This is a genomic window from Flavobacterium sp. TR2, assembly GCF_025252405.1.
In the GTDB taxonomy this organism is placed as follows: Bacteria; Bacteroidota; Bacteroidia; order Flavobacteriales; family Flavobacteriaceae; genus Flavobacterium.
In genome coordinates, this window is the sequence record NZ_CP104307.1 from 3,507,037 (window position 1) to 3,523,391 (window position 16,355).

The 16,355-nt window shown below is 33.6% G+C and carries 12 protein-coding genes; 11 read left to right on the top strand and 1 reads right to left on the bottom strand.

Features of this window, described 5'->3' with window-relative positions:
- Positions 1-199 precede the first annotated feature (199 nt).
- From N4T20_RS15395 to N4T20_RS15440, 10 genes are all read left to right on the top strand, one after another.
- Positions 200-3,910 carry a SusC/RagA family TonB-linked outer membrane protein gene (locus N4T20_RS15395; protein ID WP_260670019.1) on the top strand — a complete coding sequence of 1,237 codons (3,711 nt, stop codon included), beginning with the start codon at positions 200-202 and terminating at the stop codon, positions 3,908-3,910.
- A 13-nt stretch (positions 3,911-3,923) separates the two neighbouring features.
- On the top strand, positions 3,924-5,411 hold the full coding sequence (locus N4T20_RS15400; RefSeq protein ID WP_260670020.1) for a RagB/SusD family nutrient uptake outer membrane protein: 1,488 nt from the start codon (positions 3,924-3,926) through the stop codon (positions 5,409-5,411).
- A 20-nt stretch (positions 5,412-5,431) separates the two neighbouring features.
- Positions 5,432-6,289, top strand: coding sequence for a putative zinc-binding metallopeptidase (locus N4T20_RS15405; RefSeq protein WP_260670021.1), 858 nt, complete (start codon positions 5,432-5,434; stop codon positions 6,287-6,289).
- A gap of 30 nt (positions 6,290-6,319) precedes the next feature.
- The gene (locus N4T20_RS15410; RefSeq protein WP_260670022.1) at positions 6,320-7,684 is read left to right on the top strand and encodes a DUF4302 domain-containing protein; all 1,365 of its coding nucleotides are present in this window, start codon (positions 6,320-6,322) and stop codon (positions 7,682-7,684) included.
- A 112-nt stretch (positions 7,685-7,796) separates the two neighbouring features.
- Entirely contained in the window at positions 7,797-8,072 is a 276-nt protein-coding gene (locus N4T20_RS15415) for a hypothetical protein (protein ID WP_260670023.1), read from the top strand.
- Between the two features lie 172 nt (positions 8,073-8,244).
- Positions 8,245-8,991 carry a 3-oxoacyl-[acyl-carrier-protein] reductase gene (fabG, locus tag N4T20_RS15420; RefSeq protein ID WP_111369193.1) on the top strand — a complete coding sequence of 249 codons (747 nt, stop codon included), beginning with the start codon at positions 8,245-8,247 and terminating at the stop codon, positions 8,989-8,991.
- Positions 8,992-9,070: 79 nt separating this feature from the next.
- Positions 9,071-11,098: a hypothetical protein gene (locus N4T20_RS15425; protein ID WP_260670024.1), complete on the top strand. Its 2,028-nt coding sequence runs from the start codon at positions 9,071-9,073 to the stop codon at positions 11,096-11,098.
- A gap of 388 nt (positions 11,099-11,486) precedes the next feature.
- Positions 11,487-11,846 (top strand): hypothetical protein, encoded by a 360-nt coding sequence (locus N4T20_RS15430; protein ID WP_260670025.1) that lies wholly within the window; start codon positions 11,487-11,489, stop codon positions 11,844-11,846.
- Positions 11,847-12,095: 249 nt separating this feature from the next.
- Complete coding sequence (locus tag N4T20_RS15435; RefSeq protein WP_260670026.1) at positions 12,096-12,992, top strand: LysR family transcriptional regulator; 897 nt, start codon at positions 12,096-12,098, stop codon at positions 12,990-12,992.
- Positions 12,993-13,066: 74 nt separating this feature from the next.
- Positions 13,067-14,032, top strand: coding sequence for a YeiH family protein (locus N4T20_RS15440; protein ID WP_260670027.1), 966 nt, complete (start codon positions 13,067-13,069; stop codon positions 14,030-14,032).
- Positions 14,033-14,184: 152 nt separating this feature from the next.
- Here N4T20_RS15440 and N4T20_RS15445 read toward each other — a convergent pair whose 3' ends face one another.
- On the bottom strand, positions 14,185-14,985 hold the full coding sequence (locus N4T20_RS15445) for a hypothetical protein (protein ID WP_260670028.1): 801 nt from the start codon (positions 14,983-14,985) through the stop codon (positions 14,185-14,187).
- A 325-nt stretch (positions 14,986-15,310) separates the two neighbouring features.
- Here N4T20_RS15445 and N4T20_RS15450 point away from each other — a divergent pair, with 325 nt between their 5' ends.
- Complete coding sequence (locus N4T20_RS15450; protein WP_260670029.1) at positions 15,311-16,309, top strand: zinc dependent phospholipase C family protein; 999 nt, start codon at positions 15,311-15,313, stop codon at positions 16,307-16,309.
- The last annotated feature ends 46 nt before the right edge of the window (positions 16,310-16,355 follow it).

Here is a 16,355-nt window from a genome sequence, read left to right on the forward strand (position 1 = left end):
TAAAATCCAAAATTAAACTAATTAAAAACTAAAAGAAAAACTGCAACTGCCTATGTAAAAAACAAATACATAAAAAAAGTGCCGAGAATGCTGTAACATTATCGACACTTAAATCTGAATAAATCACTCTCTGTAAAGGGTAATTTATGATGTTTCTTAAAATACACTCGAATAGTATTAATCAAAACAAACCAAAATTATGAAAAAACCTGTTGTCAAGCAACGATTACTTCACCAAATCATGAAAATAACGCTGTTTCAGTTTGTGTTAGCGCTTGTGTTTTCAAGTGTTACTCTCGCAAATAATGTAAATGGGCAGAAAAAATTAGATACTAAAGTAACTATAACAGTTGAAAACCTGACTTTAGACAATGCTTTATCGAAAATCGAAAAATCTGCTCATGTAAAATTTTCCTACAATTCAAGACTTCCTCAACTTGGAGAGAAGGTAAGTATAGAAGCAAACCAAGAAACTTTGTCAAGTATACTTAGCCGAATATTGGTTCCTTTTAATATCACTTTTTCGGAAGTTAGCAATCAGATCGTGCTTCAAAAAAGTGCTGTTTCATTTTCTAATGCAAACAATCATGATTCTTTGTTTGAAATTTTAACTTTTGGACCAATCATTAAAGGAAAAGTTACAGACCAGAGCGGAAGCCCGCTTCCTGGAGCAACTGTACTGGCTAAAGGGACAAAAACAGCTGTATTAACAGATTTTGATGGAAATTTTTCTATTGAAATGCCTGCTAATGTAGACCGTTTGGTTATTTCTTATGTTGGTATGGAAACAAAAGAAATCGGAATTACTAATCCTACGCCAACTGTGGTTTTAACAGAGGCTGGACAGAATCTTAAAGAAGTTGTAGTTACTACTGGTTACGAAAAAACTTCAAAAAGAACATTTACAGGTGCAATCAGTAAGATTTCTGGAGCTGAGTTAAAAGTTGATGGTGTGGTTGATGTAAGCCGAATGATTGAAGGAAAAGCGGCAGGGGTTACTGTGCAAAACGTGACAGGATCTTTTGGTGCAACTCCAAAAATTACAGTTCGTGGATCTTCTTCTATTTTTGGCGATACCAAACCATTATGGGTAATTGATGGTGTTGTTCAAGAAGATATCATTAATGTGACGTTTGCAGATTTAGCCTCTGGAAACTCTGCAACATTATTAAGTTCTGCTGTTGCAGGTTTAAATGCAAATGACATTCAAAGTATTGAAATTCTTAAAGATGCATCTGCTACTTCAATCTATGGTTCAAGATCATTAAACGGAGTTGTGGTTGTTACTACAAAACAAGGACGAAGAGATTCTCCTTTAAAAATAAACTATTCTGTAGAAAATACAGTAAGAACAGTACCGAGCTACACTCAGTTTGACATCTTAAACTCTCAAGAATCTATGAGTGTTTTCCAAGAAATGAGAACTAAAGGATATTTGGATCAAAGTTCTTCATTAACAGCTAGATTTAGTGGTGTTTATGGTATTTTGGCAAAGCAGATTAATTTATATGATAGTTCAAATGGCCAGTTCGGAATTAGAAATGAGCAGCCATATATTAATCAATTCTTGAAAAAGTACGAATTGGCAAATACAGATTGGTTTAAAGTTTTATTTAGACCATCAATTACTCAAAATCACTCATTAAGTTTTTCTGGAGGAGGAAAAAACAACACATTTTATGCTTCTTTAGGATATTACACAGATCCAGGATGGACTGTAGCAGATAATGTAAAACAATTATCGGCTAATATTAAAGGTACTTTTTACATCAACGATAAATTAAATATTACTTTGTCTACTTTAGGATCGATGCGTGATCAAGAGGCTCCTGGTGCTTACGACAGTAAAAATGATCTTGTTTTTGGTAAAGTAGTTAGAGATTTTGACATCAACCCATTCAATTATGTATTAAGCACAAGCAGAACGTTGAGACCTTATGATGATAATGGAAACCTAGAATATTATCAAAATAACTGGGCGCCAATGAATATTCTTAACGAATTGGAAAATAATACTTTAGATATTAAAGTAAACGACATTCGTTTTCAAGCTGATTTAGATTATAAAATCAACAAGAACTTGAGCTACAACCTTACCGCTTCAGCGCGTTATGCTAATACTTCAAGAGAGCACAAAATCTACGAAGATTCAAACGTAGTAGGAGCGTATAATGCGGGTGTAGGCGAGACTTTGAATACTCAAATTCAAAAAGACAACGTGTTTTTATATCAAAATCCAAATGATTTAACAGCGCCTAAAGTTTCTGTATTGCCAAACGGTGGGTTTTTAAGAAAGTTTACGAACGATATGACTTCGTACAATGTTAGAAATAGTATTACGTATAGAAATACAATTAATGATAAACACGAATTGGAAGGATTCTTTGGTACAGAATTTAGATCTGTAGATAGAAATAATGACAACTTTACCGCTGCTGGTATTCAGTTCGAAAAAGGTCTTACTTCTTTTGTTGATCCTAAGCTGATAGAAAAATTGGTAAATGAAGGAAACTCTTATTATGAGTTTGGAGCAGAAAGAGAGCGTACTGTTGGTTTCTTTGGTAAAATCGGATATACTTATGATCGTCGTTATACGGCTTCATTAACAGGTCGTTATGACGGTTCAAACAGACAAGGAGATGTTGGTTCTTCTAGATGGCTGCCTACGTACACTGTGAGTGGTAAATGGAATGTTAAAGAAGAAAGTTTTATGAAAGATGTTGAGCCTATTAATACATTGGCACTTAGAGCATCTTACGGTTTAACTGCAACTGCTGGTCCAGCAACCAACTCATTGGCAATTTATAAAAGTTTCATTACAGACCGTTTTGCTGTTGGAGATAGAGAAAATGCAATTCGTATAGAAGATTTGCAGAATAAAGATTTGACTTGGGAAAAGCAGTATGAAACCAATATTGGTGTTGATCTTGGAATGTTCAGAAATAGAGTGCAGCTTACAACAGATGTTTACCGTCGTAAAGCATTCGATTTGATCGATTACGTAATTACATCGGGAGTTGGAGGAGAGTCTATTAAGCAAGGTAACAATGCTGACATGGAAACAAAAGGTCTTGAAGTTGGTTTTACTACTCAAAACATTGTTTCAAAAGATTTTAAATGGTCTACAACAGTAAACTTCTCTGTGTATGATCAAAAAATTACAAAATTGGCCAATAAACCTGCTGTTTTTGATTTGATTGCTACAAACGGAGGAAATACAGTAGGACATCCAAGAAACGCATTGTATTCTTACCAATTTACAGGTTTGAATAATGAAGGGCTTCCAACTTTTATTTTACAAGACGGAGCAGATAATAATATAACAGAAGCTAATTTTCAAGACACAAACGACGTAACAAAGTATTTGAAATATGAAGGATCTGTTGAGCCTAATAAATCTATTGGTTTTGCTAATACATTCACATACAAAAATTGGTCGCTTTATGTATTCGTAGTTGGATCTGGAGGAAACAAAGTAAGACTAAACCCTGTGTATAGCAACAAGTATACAGATCAAACAGTTTTTACAAAAGATTTTGCAAACAGATGGATTAATCCAGGAGACGAAAATTATACTAATGTTCCTGTAATTGCAGATAAATTGTTGAATAGAAATTATGGTTCTAGCGACTTGCAGATTGCTTACAACACTTATAATTTCTCTGATGTTAGAATTGCAAGCGGTGACTTTGTACGTTTAAAAAACATCTCTTTAAGCTGGGAATTCCCAAGCGATTATAAGAGAAAATTAGGATTGTCAACTTTCACTTTGAAAGGTTCTGCGGTTAATCCTTGGCTGATTTATTCAGATAAAAAATTGAACGGACAAGATCCTGAATTCCGTAACACAGGAGGGGTAGCTTTCCCAATTACGGCACAATATACGTTTGCAGTTAATATTTCATTCTAATAATAAATTGATTATGAAAAATATAAAAATAGCACTGTCATTATTATTACTAGTTACAATTAGCAGTTGTGATGATTTCCTTTCAGAGGTGCCAGATAATAGAACACAGATAGATACTCCAGAAAAAATAGCAGAATTATTAGTTACCGCTTATCCTGACAGATCGTATTTTCCAATTGCGGAAGTAATGTCAGACAACGTTTTTGATACTGAGTCATTACAGTCTGTGAGCATAATTAATGAGGAGAGTTACAACTGGGAAATGCAGAGTCAAATCGGAACTGATAGTGAAAATGCATTCTGGATGTCATCTTACGAAGCAATTGCTGCGGCAAATCAGGCTTTGGATGCTATCGAAAAGCTTGGAGGCAAAGAAACTCTTAACCCGTTAAAAGGAGAGGCGTTAATAGCAAGAGCTTACAATCATTTTATGCTAGTTTCGCTTTGGTCAAATCGTTATAATCCTGCAACCGCAGCGACAGATTTGGGAGTTCCTTATATAACTAAACCAGAAACAGAATTATTGGTAAAATATAAGCGTAATACTGTTAAGGAAGTTTTTGACTTTATTGAGCAAGACCTGATTGAAGGAATGAAATACATTACAAGCGATTACAAAGAGCCGAAATACCACTTTAACGTAGATGCAGCAAAAGCATTTGCTTGCCGTTTTTACTTAATAAAAGGAGATTGGGACAAAGTATTGGAATATTCTGAAGGACTTGGTTCTAAACCGACAAAAATTAGAAATTATACTGCTTTTAATGCAGCGCCTTTTGCTCAAATGCCAATCGAATATTCAAAAGTTGAACAAGAAACCAATTTATTGGTTGCTTATCCAAATTCAATTGCAAACAGATCGGCAGCATACAGATTTGCGCTTCCAGGAAACAGATCTGATGAAATATTAGGAACACAGACTAATGTGTGGGCTAAACCTAATTTAATTAGAGCAAACGGCCAATATTTTGGAGGAACCAATGTATTTGTTCCGAAACTTTACGAATATTTTAAATACACGAATTTGACATCTCGTACAGGTGAGCCTTATACCGGTTCTGTATTATTTAGCAATGACGAAATGTATTTGAACCGTATTGAAGCTTTGGTGATGAAAAACAGAATCGCTGAAGTGAATACAGAATTAGCATACTTTTTAGGAACTAGAACTTCTGGATATAATGCAGCGACAGATATATTGACTGAAGCAATTATTACGGCTAAGTTTCCTGTGATTGCAGATGAATTTACTCCATTTTATGCCTTAACAGATCTTCAGAAATCGTATATAAAAGCAATTGCCGAAGCAAGAAGAAGAGATTTTATCAGAGAAGGTCTTAGATGGTTTGATATTAAACGTTTTAATCTTGTTGTAACGCATAATACGCTTGAATTTGGAAAAGTGGTAAAAAACAATGTCTTAGAAAAAGACGACAAAAGAAGAGCATTGCAAATACCGCTTAGAGCTTCAGATAATGGTATTGAAAAAAATCCTAGGTAAATTTTTAATTAGAAAGTATTATGAAGATATTCAAAACATATAAAACAGTAGTTATTGCGGGCGCCTTATTGCTTGCATCATGCGCACACGAAGATCAGCCAAAAGAAAGTCAGTTAGATTTTTCTACACCGCAAAAGACAGAATTAGACAATTGGATAGGTGCAAATTTTTTAAATCCTTATAATATCAATGTCTATTACGAATGGAACCAGAATTTGGTAGACGAAAACAGATACTTATATCCGCCAAAAGGAGATAAAGTACAGCCAGCAATGGAAGTTGTAAAGAAAATCTGGATCGATAGTTATAGCACTATTGGAGGAAAGGATTTTGTAAAGAAAATTGCTCCAAGAGAATTTGTGCTTGTTGGAGGCGTAAACTTAAATACAAATGGTACAGTAACGCTTGGACTAGCAGAAGCGGGTCAAAGAGTGTCTCTTTTTCAAGTTGATAATCTTAATAAAAAGAACAGATCGAGTGTGACGCAATTCATTCACACCATTCAGCACGAATACGTACATATTTTAAACCAGACCAAACCTTTTGATGAGCAGGCGTGGGCAAAAATAACACCATCTGGATATACTACTACTTGGTATACAGAAGCAATAGCTACATCTAGATCATTAGGTTTTATTACAAGTTATGCGAGATTAAACATTTACGAAGATTTTGCAGAAACCGCAGCTACAATCTTAACCAGTTCAAAAGCAGAGTACGATGCAATTTTAGCAAGCATTACAGATGTCAATGCTAGAAATAATATTAAAGCAAAAGAAGCTTTGGTGGTTAAATATTATAAAGATTCTTTCAATATAGACTTTTACGCATTAAGAGACGAAGCTCAAAAAAATACAGATGCTGTAATAAACAATTAAGGACAATAAATTTTTATAAAAATCAATATTATGAAAGTAAAAAATATATATAAGTGCTTAATGATCGCTTTTGCAGCTTTGCTTTTGGGATCATGTTCAAGTCCAGAAGTAGATGCAAAATTTGATCAAAATGCTACAGACCGATTAAGCGGACGCCAAAAGGAATTAAACGATTTGCTCCTTTCGTCTGCAGATGGTTGGAAAGCCGTTTACTATACTGATAGTACGCAATTGGGAGGATGGACACACCTGTTTAAATTTTTGCCAAATATGAAAGTAGATATGGCATCAGATTTTACAGGTTTAGACGGCGAGATAGATACAAAAATATATCAAAGTCAATACGAAATGCAGGTAGGAAGTACAGTAAGTTTAGTTTTTACTACACAGAATAGAATCCATCTTTTATCAGATGCGAGCAATTTTCCAACTGGTGCGCTTCTTGCTAAAGGATATTTAGGAGATTTTCAGTTTTATTACTATGGAGAAAAAAATGGCGACATTATTTTCAGAACCAATAGAAATAGCCATTTTCTTCGTTTTGTAAAAGCTACCCCAAAAGACTGGGCTGATTTGGCGGGAAATGTTCCAATCATCAAAGCAATTACAGGAGATATGAATAGTCCGTTGTTTAGAATTTTAGCAATAAATGATGGCACAACAACCAAAAATTATGATTTTGATTATAACACAAGTGCCCGTTTTGGTACAGCTTATTCTTTAGATCCTGCTGTTAATACAAGTTATGACCTTGCATTTTCGTTTAATCCAAAAGGAGCTTTTACAAAACTTCCATTAGATGTTAAAGGTCAAAAACTTACAGATTTTGTTTACGATAGTGCGACCAACACTTTTGTAGCTACAGGAAAAGATGGCGTTAAGGCTACTATCATGTATTCAAATGTACCGCCAAGACTTACAGACGATTACAAAGTGACATTGCCTGCTGCCGGAGCTCCGTCAACTGCTTATGGCTATATCGCTGCTAATCTTGCAAGCGCTCCAACAAATACGCCATTATGTAAGTTTTTGCTAAATCAAATTAACAGTGCATCAGCAGCAAAAGTAAATAGAGTGCAATTTACTTTTTATAATAATCGTACTGTAGACATTATGTACAGTTTTACAGGAGGAAAAGCAACCGTTTACCATAGAGCAACTATCACAGAAGATGCTGTTAATAAAACAATCATCTTAAAACATTCATTATGGCATAACGGAACTGCAGTTATTCCAGCAGATGCTTTAGTGAAAAATCTTGATGATAAATTAATGGATCCAAAAGGTTTATATGTTAATAGAGAAAGTTTCAGATTTGGTGGTGCTTCAAACGCTATTTATACTTTCACGGGAGCATCTAGCAGTTTTAGAATCACTACTTATGCATTTCAATAATTAAGATTTTTGAAATAATTTTTATTGTAGAAAAAAGCAGCTCATTTTTGGGCTGCTTTTACCAAACATAATTTCTGAACTAAAACAATCAAACTTTTTATTTATAGATTTTATGATGAAAAAAGTGTTAAAACCTGGCTTTATTGCAATTTTCTTGTGGGGAATAGGTCTTTTACTTATAAATCAATCTTACCGCGAATACGTTAGATATTATTTGTATTTATCTCTAATTGTAATTTTTCCTTTTATGGTTTGGAATCTTACCAAGGAATGGAAAAAGGATAAAGTAGAAGAAACAAAAGAATTTAGAACTTCGATTTTCAGAATGCTAATTATGATGGCATTCATGATTATTGTATTTTTTATAACGAGACAAAATCACATTTAAACTTTTTTAGTTTTGTTTTTTTATTTTGGGGGAAAACAGCTCATTTTTATGAGCTGTTTTTTTTGTTTTAGCAGCATCTAAAATTCTTAAGCCAATTTTTGGATTACAAATTTTATTAAACGGCCAAATAATCTATATTTGTAATTCAAAAAATAAAAACGAATACCTTAATATGAAATTACTAGAAGGAAAAGTTGCAATTATTACTGGTGCAAGCCGTGGAATTGGAAAAGGAATTGCAGAAGTTTTTGCTAAACATGGAGCAAACGTAGCTTTTACATACAGCTCATCTGCAGCATCTGCAGAAGCTTTAGAAGCAGAATTAAATAGTTTAGGAGTAAAAGCGAAAGGATACCAATCTAACGCAGCAGATTTTAACGAAGCTCAAACCTTTGTTGACGCTGTTTTAGCTGATTTCGGAACAGTAGATATCTTAATCAATAATGCCGGAATTACTAAAGACAACCTCTTAATGCGTATGTCTGAGGCAGATTTTGACCAAGTAATTGATGTAAACTTGAAATCGGTTTTTAATATGACAAAAGCGATTCAGAAAACTTTCTTGAAGCAAAGAGCAGGATCTATCATTAATATTAGTTCTGTTGTTGGAGTTTCTGGAAACGCAGGTCAGACAAACTACGCTGCTTCTAAAGCGGGTGCAATCGGTTTCACTAAATCTGTAGCCCTAGAATTAGGTTCTCGTAACATTCGTTGCAATGCAATCGCTCCAGGTTTTATCGAAACTGAAATGACTGCAAAACTATCAGAAGATGTAGTAAAAGGATGGAGAGAAGGTATTCCTTTGAAACGCGGAGGAACTCCAGAAGACGTTGCAAACGCTTGTTTATTCCTTGCTTCAGATATGAGCGGATACATTACAGGACAAGTGCTTAATGTTTGCGGAGGAATGCTAACCTAAAGTACTGAGGTACTAAGTTGCAAAGGTTCAAAGGTTTTGAAATCTTTGAATTATTAATCTTCCAATTACTAAATAAATTATGACGACAAACACGATTCTTTTATTATTGCTTTCTTTAGTAATTGCGGGTGGTTTATCGTATTTTCAATATTTTTTCAAAGCCAAAAGTAAATCCAATGTGATTATGCTTTTGGCTTTTTTACGTTTTTTGGCCATTTTCGGATTACTGGTTTTATTGATCAATCCCATAATTTCTAAAAATTCTTTGGAGATTACCAAAACGCCTTTGGCAATTGTAGTAGACAATTCAAGTTCTATTGCAGCTTTAAAATCAGATAAAAAAGCAGTCGAATTATATCAAAAACTAATTTCAAATCCTGCTCTAAAAGAAAAATTTGACATTCAGTCCTATCAATTTGACAGCAATTTTAAAACTTCAGATAAATTTGATTTTAAAGGAAATCAAACCAATTTGGACGAAGCGGCAAAGAATTTAAAAAGCATCAACAAAAACCTGATTTTCCCAACCGTAATTATTACAGACGGAAATCAAACTACAGGAAACGACTATGTGTATAGATTCGACCCTGTCAATAAAGTTTATCCTTTGGTTGTGGGAGATACAACCACTTTTTTTGATCTAAAAATCAATCAGCTCAACGTAAACAAATACGCTTTTCATAAAAATAAATTTCCTGTCGAAGTTTTTCTGCAATATGCCGGCGACAAAACTGCCAATGCAGAATTCACCATTTCACAAGGAAATACAGTTGTGGCAAAAGAAAAGCTTTCCTTTTCGCCATCAAAAAAAACAGCTTCTTTAAATTTGCTGTTGCCAGCAGATAAAGTAGGATTGCAAGTTTATAAAGCCAGTATTCAATCTTCGGCTAAAGAAAAAAACAGCTACAACAATATTAAAAATTTTGCAGTCGAAATTATCGACCAGAAGTCGACAATTGCCATTGTTTCGGCAATAAACCATCCTGATATTGCAGCTTTAAAACGTTCGATAGAAGTTAATGCACAGCGTAAAGTAATATTGGTTAAACCAAACCAAATTAATGACTTGCAGGATATTTCTGTTTTGGTTATGTATCAGCCTACTGCTGCTTTCAAGGGCATTTTTGACAACAACAAATTAAAAGGAACAAATGCCTTTATCATAACAGGAAACAATACCGATTTCAACTTTTTGAATCAGCAGCAAAACAATCTGATTTTTAAAATGAGCAATCAGCGTGAAGATTTTCTTAGCGAATTTCATTCTGATTTTAACCTTTTTGCCATCGATGATATCGGTTTTGAAAATTTTCCGCCTCTGCAGAATCCTTTTGGAAATATAAGTACAAACGGAAATGTATCTGTTTTACTTTCGTCAAAAATCAGAAACGTTTCTACCAATGCGCCATTATTGGCTTTCGCCGAAAATCAAGGAAAAAGAACCGCTTTTCTTCTTGGAGAAAATAGCTGGAAATGGCGTTTGCAAAGCCATGTTGACAACCAGTCTTTCGAAAAATATGATGTTTTCATTGATAAGATTGTTCAATATTTAGCATCATCAGCTTCAAAAAAATCATTAGTGGTAACGCACGAAAGCTTTTACAATTCTGGAGAAGAAATTATCATCAACGCACAATATTTCAACAAAAATTATGAGTTTGACGAAAAAGCCAGACTTACAATTAGCGTTGTAAACGCAGCAACCAAACAAACCAAAAATTACGATTTGCTGAAAGGAAGCAATTCTTTTTCGGCTAATCTGGAAGGGCTTTCGGCAGGAAAATACAATTTTACCGTAAAAGAATTAAATTCAAATACCTCATACGCAAGCCATTTCGAAATATTAGATTTTGATATCGAAAAGCAGTTTGTGAACCCAGACGTTGTAAAATTACAGCAATTGGCACAACAGACAGGCGGAAAAGCATTTTTTGAAGATCAGGCCGATCATTTGATTAACACACTTTTAGAGAACAAAGAATACAAATCAATTGAGAAAAACATTTCAAGCAAAACCCCAATTATCGACTGGGTTTGGCTGTTGATTTTAATTGTTGCGCTCTTAACAGCTGAATGGTTTGTTAGAAAATATAATGGGCTTTTATAATTTTCATATTAAGTTCCTACGGGACTAAAGTGATAAATTAGGAGAGGTGTTACCAGCATTTAATCTTTGCGAGAATTTTATCTTTAGAATTTTGGCAATTTTTCTGTCTTATAAAACTGTTTTATACGTTTCAGTCTGATAAAAGATCATTCAGAACAATATTTATAAAACAAAATTCCGCTAGGAGTTTCTCCTGATAGATTGGCAATAATTAGAGAAAAATAATATATGGATTTTCGGTTAAATATTTTATGGATTTCAGCCTGATTAAAAAGATCAATAAAAACAATATTTATAAAAAAAAACTCCGCTAGGAGTTTCATATTGGAAGAAAAGAAGACCCCACGTAAAATTGTCCCGTAGGGACTAAATTTAAATTGAAAATAATTTGAAAAACGATTTTATTATGTCGCTAAAAACGATTTTAATTTTCTTTGGATCTTTTTTTTTAGTTATTTGTTCTTTAATTTATATAAATGTAAGAAGAGAAAATAGAAAAGATTATCGTTTTGTAATTACTCAAATTGACGAGGATGCAAAAGGAATGGTGACTGTTAGTGATAGTGCAACTGAATTCGGTTTTGCAAACTTTAATTCTTATAAAATAAATGTTCAAAAAGAAGACAGCTTAGTAAAAAGAGCATTTTCAAAGAAAGTATATATTTACAGAAGTGATAAAAAAACAGATAAATATAAATTAGTACTATTGTTAAATGAATCGGGAATGTTCCCAATAGATCGGCAATAATTAGAGAAAAATAATATATGGATTTTCGGTTAAATGTTTTATGGATTTCATTCTGATAAAAAAGATCAATAAAAACAATATTTATAAAAAAAACTCCGCTAGGAGTTTCACATAGGTAGAAAAAAAATATTGCACCAAACAAAATTGTCCCGTAGGGACTATACAGTAAGGTTGTAAAATAAGACAAAAAAGATTCAAAGTTTTTGCATAACTTGAAACTTTAAACATGAAACAAAGCAAACAATAGTTATGGACTTCAGGCTAAAGGTTTTCTACACCGTTGCGCTCCGCCTTAATTTTACTAAAGCGGCAACAGAATTATATATCACACAGCCAGCCGTCTCCAAACATATCCAAGAATTAGAAGAAACCTATAAAACGAAGCTCTTCGAACGAAACGGCTCTAAGATTGCTTTAACACCCGCGGGAAAAATGCTCCTAAAATATACTAAGAGTATTTTTGATATTTACCGAGAGATAGATTTTGAAATGAGTTCGTTCAATTCAGAACGTCAGGGTTTGCTTAGGTTAGGAGCGAGCACAACCATTTCGCAATATATAATTTCGCCAGTTTTGGCTAGTTTTCATCAAAAACAAAAAGACATAAAAGTCAATTTGCTGAATGGAAACACAGAACAGATCGAAAACGCCTTAATCAATAAAGAAATCGAAATTGGAATTGTAGAAGGGCATTCAAAAAATCAATCCATAAAATATATTCCATTTTTAAAAGACGAATTGGTTTTGGTCTGCAATAGCAACAATCCTTTTGTGCGACATAATGAAATTTCAGTAAACGATTTAAAATCAATGAAATTCATAACCCGCGAACGGGGATCTGGAACACTTGAAGTTATAGAATTTGCCTTAAAAAAAGCAGGCTTAAAATTTTCAGATTTACAAATCGAAATGCAGCTTGGAAGTACAGAAAGCATAAAGTCATATTTATTAAATTCAGATTGTTTTGCTTTTATGTCTATTCATGCTGTAGGTAAGGAGTTGAAAAACAAAGAATTGATTGTTTTGGATGTAGAAAAGCTATCAATAGAGAGATATTTTTACATTGCCACTTTACAAGGGAAATCTGATGCTTTATCAGAACTATTTATTCAAAATCTAGCAAATCATTATAACTTGAAGTTATAGCCAATTGTAATTTGCGATTGGTGTTTTCAATATAAACGGCGGAACTTTGCAACATAATATCAATACCATTTATTTTGAAAACAAAAAAACAAACAACAGCACAATTATTTGAAATTAGTCAATCACTGCAACAAGTACTTTTTCTTGCTGTAATTCTTTTATGCCTATTCTCGATTATTTCTCCTCCAATTGCACTTTTGTTAGGCGTTTTGATTGTAAACCTTTTTGGAAATCCATTTGTAGAATTCAATCATAAAGCCATCACTTTTTTATTGCAGTTTTCTGTAGTTGGTTTAGGCTTTGGAATGAATGCCAACAGTGCCGTTTCAGCGGGAAAAGAAGGGTTCGTTTTAACTGTTTTTTCAATATTCAGTACAATAATTTTTGGATTTCTGCTAGGGAAATGGCTTAAAACAGAGAAAAAAACGTCTCATTTAATTTCTTGCGGCACAGCAATCTGCGGAGGAAGCGCAATCGCAGCTATTTCTCCGGTGATCAAATCAAACGAAAATCAGACTTCAATAGCTTTGGGAGTTATTTTTATATTGAATTCAATTGCCTTATTTGTTTTTCCGTTTATTGGGCACCAATTAGATTTATCACAAAAAGATTTTGGACTATGGTGCGCCATTGCCATTCATGACACGAGTTCTGTAGTCGGTGCAGCAAACAAATACGGCGCAGAAGCACTGCAAGTTGCTACAACAGTAAAATTAGCCCGTGCCTTATGGATTATTCCTATTTCGATTCTGACTGCTTTTCTTTTTAAAAGTAAAAATTCAAAAATCAAAATTCCGTATTTTATTGGTTTGTTTGTTGTGGCAATGCTGGTCAATACTTACCTTCCGTCAACAGCTATTTTTACAGGACATTTGGTAGGCATTGCAAAAATTGGCTTAACTATCACTTTGTTTTTAATTGGAGCAACTTTAAATTTTGCCACTTTAAAAGCAGTAGGAGTAAAGCCCTTGCTTCAAGGAGTTTTTCTTTGGGTTTTTATTGCAGTTTTAGCGTTAGTATCAATTATTTATTTGAATTAATATTTTTTTAACCGCAAAAAGCGCAAGGTTTTGCGCTAAGGCACACAAAGTTTTTATACATCTAGCTTTGCGAACTTTTCACTTCTTAAAAAAATAGGAATAAAATAAAGTTTGCTTTCTTTGCGGTAAAACTATACTCAAAGTTTTAACTATTACTTTACATTGGAAAATTTTACAATTGGTTTATCAATCATTTTGTAGAATTTTCCTTTAAATGCAAAGCGTCTTTCAATCTCAAAATTAAATGACTTTTTTGTTTTGGCCATTGCGGCAATCTCTTCGGGAATCGGTGCGCCAAATTCGTCTTTAGATTGTAAAGCTTTGTTATAGGATCCCGCTGTTTTGATTATAATATCTCTAAAATGTTTTTTAGCATTGTCGTTCACAACGGTGTAAGATCCAGACCATTTTATGCTTTCAACATTGGTAAGCTGATAGTTGTCAACTTCCATTATCGGCTGATATTTTCCATCAAAACCAGCAACCAGATAAAGCCATCCTTCAAAAGGACCTCCTGCGCCACCGTTAACGTGCAAGAATGTAAAAGCAAATTGATCTTCGCCAATTTCAACCAATTTTGGAGTTGGGCATTGTGCAAAAGAGCCAAAAGCAGCAACTGCAGGCTGAAAAGATCGCATATCCCACGAACTGCCATTTTTTGCAAATTTTGCCAAACCTAGCAATCCTCCAGAAAAGCGTCCCGTCTGCAGTCCGTCTTCATCATGAACCGAATGGTTAAAAGCTAATATTTTGAACTGATTTCCTTTAGAGTCTGAATAATCAATATTTGCTAAAAGTCTTGTGGCAACACCTTCAGCATACGGAAATAATTGGTCGCCTTCTACGCCATTTACATCCAGAAAAGGCGAGGGAGTGCACGATTTGCATTTCCAGCTTATAAAAGTGTTTTTATCAGTGAGATGATACAGATTGCCAGCAAACAGTTTCTGCATTGTTTTTACACCGTCTAATGGATCAGAAACTTTGAGAGTCCGTTTTGGATTTAATATAGTATCACTTATATTTTTTAACTGTAAATCAGTTTCTTGCGCGAAGCAGAACGAGGAAAATAAAATGAATAGATTTAAAGTAATCTGGCGCATAAAATGGTATTTGTTTATAAAACCAAAGGTATAAAGAAAATTATTGTTAATATGGGCTTCTTGTCGATTTTAAGGCGAAAAATATCAAAATGCTAAAATAAGAGAATCTTAATAACAGTATTTTTTGCGTATTCTTTAATTAAAGCTAAATTTGCTCCCTCTAATAAAAAAACAAATGAAAAAAATCCAAATGAGACCAAAATTAATCGCTTTCGGTGCTTTAATTATTGGCTTTATTATGTTATCATGGGGAAATGTTGGCCATGAGCGTATTAACAAAGCAGCTGTAATGGCTTTACCAAAACAATTACAGATATTTTTTTACAATCACATTGATTTTATTACACAAGAAGCTTCGGTTCCAGATATCCGCAAGTATGCTTTAAATTATAAAGAAGAAGGGGCTAGGCATTATTTTGATATGGAAAATTTTGGTGCTGCAGACACTTATCCGCAGACACTAGAAGAAGCGAAACAAAAATATGACGCTAAATTTTTAAGCGATAATGGAATCTTGCCTTGGTATATTGAAGATATGATGGCAAAATTGACTAAAGCTTTTAAAGAAAAAAACAGAGCTGAAATTTTATTCTTGGCTGCAGATTTAGGTCACTATATTGGTGATGCGCATATGCCATTGCATACTTCTAAAAATCACGACGGACAATTGACTGACCAAAAAGGAATTCATTCTCTTTGGGAAAGCAGATTGCCGGAACTATTTGTTAAAAACTACAAATTAAATGTTCCTGAAGCGCAATTTTATCCTGATGTTCATAAAGCAATTTGGGATATGATTAATGATACTCACAGCTTAGCACAGCCTTTATTGGATATTGATAAGAAATTAAGATTAGGTACCGCTGAAGACAAAGTTTTTAAAATGGATGCTGAAGGAAAAGTGTTAAAAAGCAAATACAACACGCCTGTTTTCTCTGATGATTATGCTAAAATACTTCACGAACAGTTAAACGGAATGGTTGAAAGCCAAATGAGAAAAGCGATTGCAGCAACTGCAAGTTTCTGGTATACAGCATGGGTGAATGCAGGAAAACCAGATTTAAGTGATTTAGATTCACCAGCAGTTACACAAAGAAATTATCAGTTTCTGCAGGATGATTTAAAATTATTCCAAAAAGGAGATTTGTTTGGAATGAAAAATCAAAACGACTAATCTTTTTTGTTTTAAGTTTTAAAGTTTCATGTTTCAAGTTGAAGTG

What these genes read in the sequence shown, in the direction of transcription:
- N4T20_RS15435 (WP_260670026.1), top strand. Translation starts at nt 12,096, where the DNA reads ATGGACTTCAGGCTAAAGGTTTTCTACACCGTTGCGCTCCGCCTTAAT.
- N4T20_RS15405 (WP_260670021.1), top strand. Translation starts at nt 5,432, where the DNA reads ATGAAGATATTCAAAACATATAAAACAGTAGTTATTGCGGGCGCCTTA.
- N4T20_RS15425 (WP_260670024.1), top strand. Translation starts at nt 9,071, where the DNA reads ATGACGACAAACACGATTCTTTTATTATTGCTTTCTTTAGTAATTGCG.
- N4T20_RS15395 (WP_260670019.1), top strand. Translation starts at nt 200, where the DNA reads ATGAAAAAACCTGTTGTCAAGCAACGATTACTTCACCAAATCATGAAA.
- N4T20_RS15400 (WP_260670020.1), top strand. Translation starts at nt 3,924, where the DNA reads ATGAAAAATATAAAAATAGCACTGTCATTATTATTACTAGTTACAATT.
- N4T20_RS15450 (WP_260670029.1), top strand. Translation starts at nt 15,311, where the DNA reads ATGAAAAAAATCCAAATGAGACCAAAATTAATCGCTTTCGGTGCTTTA.
- fabG (WP_111369193.1), top strand. Translation starts at nt 8,245, where the DNA reads ATGAAATTACTAGAAGGAAAAGTTGCAATTATTACTGGTGCAAGCCGT.
- N4T20_RS15410 (WP_260670022.1), top strand. Translation starts at nt 6,320, where the DNA reads ATGAAAGTAAAAAATATATATAAGTGCTTAATGATCGCTTTTGCAGCT.
- N4T20_RS15445 (WP_260670028.1), bottom strand. Translation starts at nt 14,985, where the DNA reads ATGCAGAAACTGTTTGCTGGCAATCTGTATCATCTCACTGATAAAAAC.
- N4T20_RS15415 (WP_260670023.1), top strand. Translation starts at nt 7,797, where the DNA reads ATGATGAAAAAAGTGTTAAAACCTGGCTTTATTGCAATTTTCTTGTGG.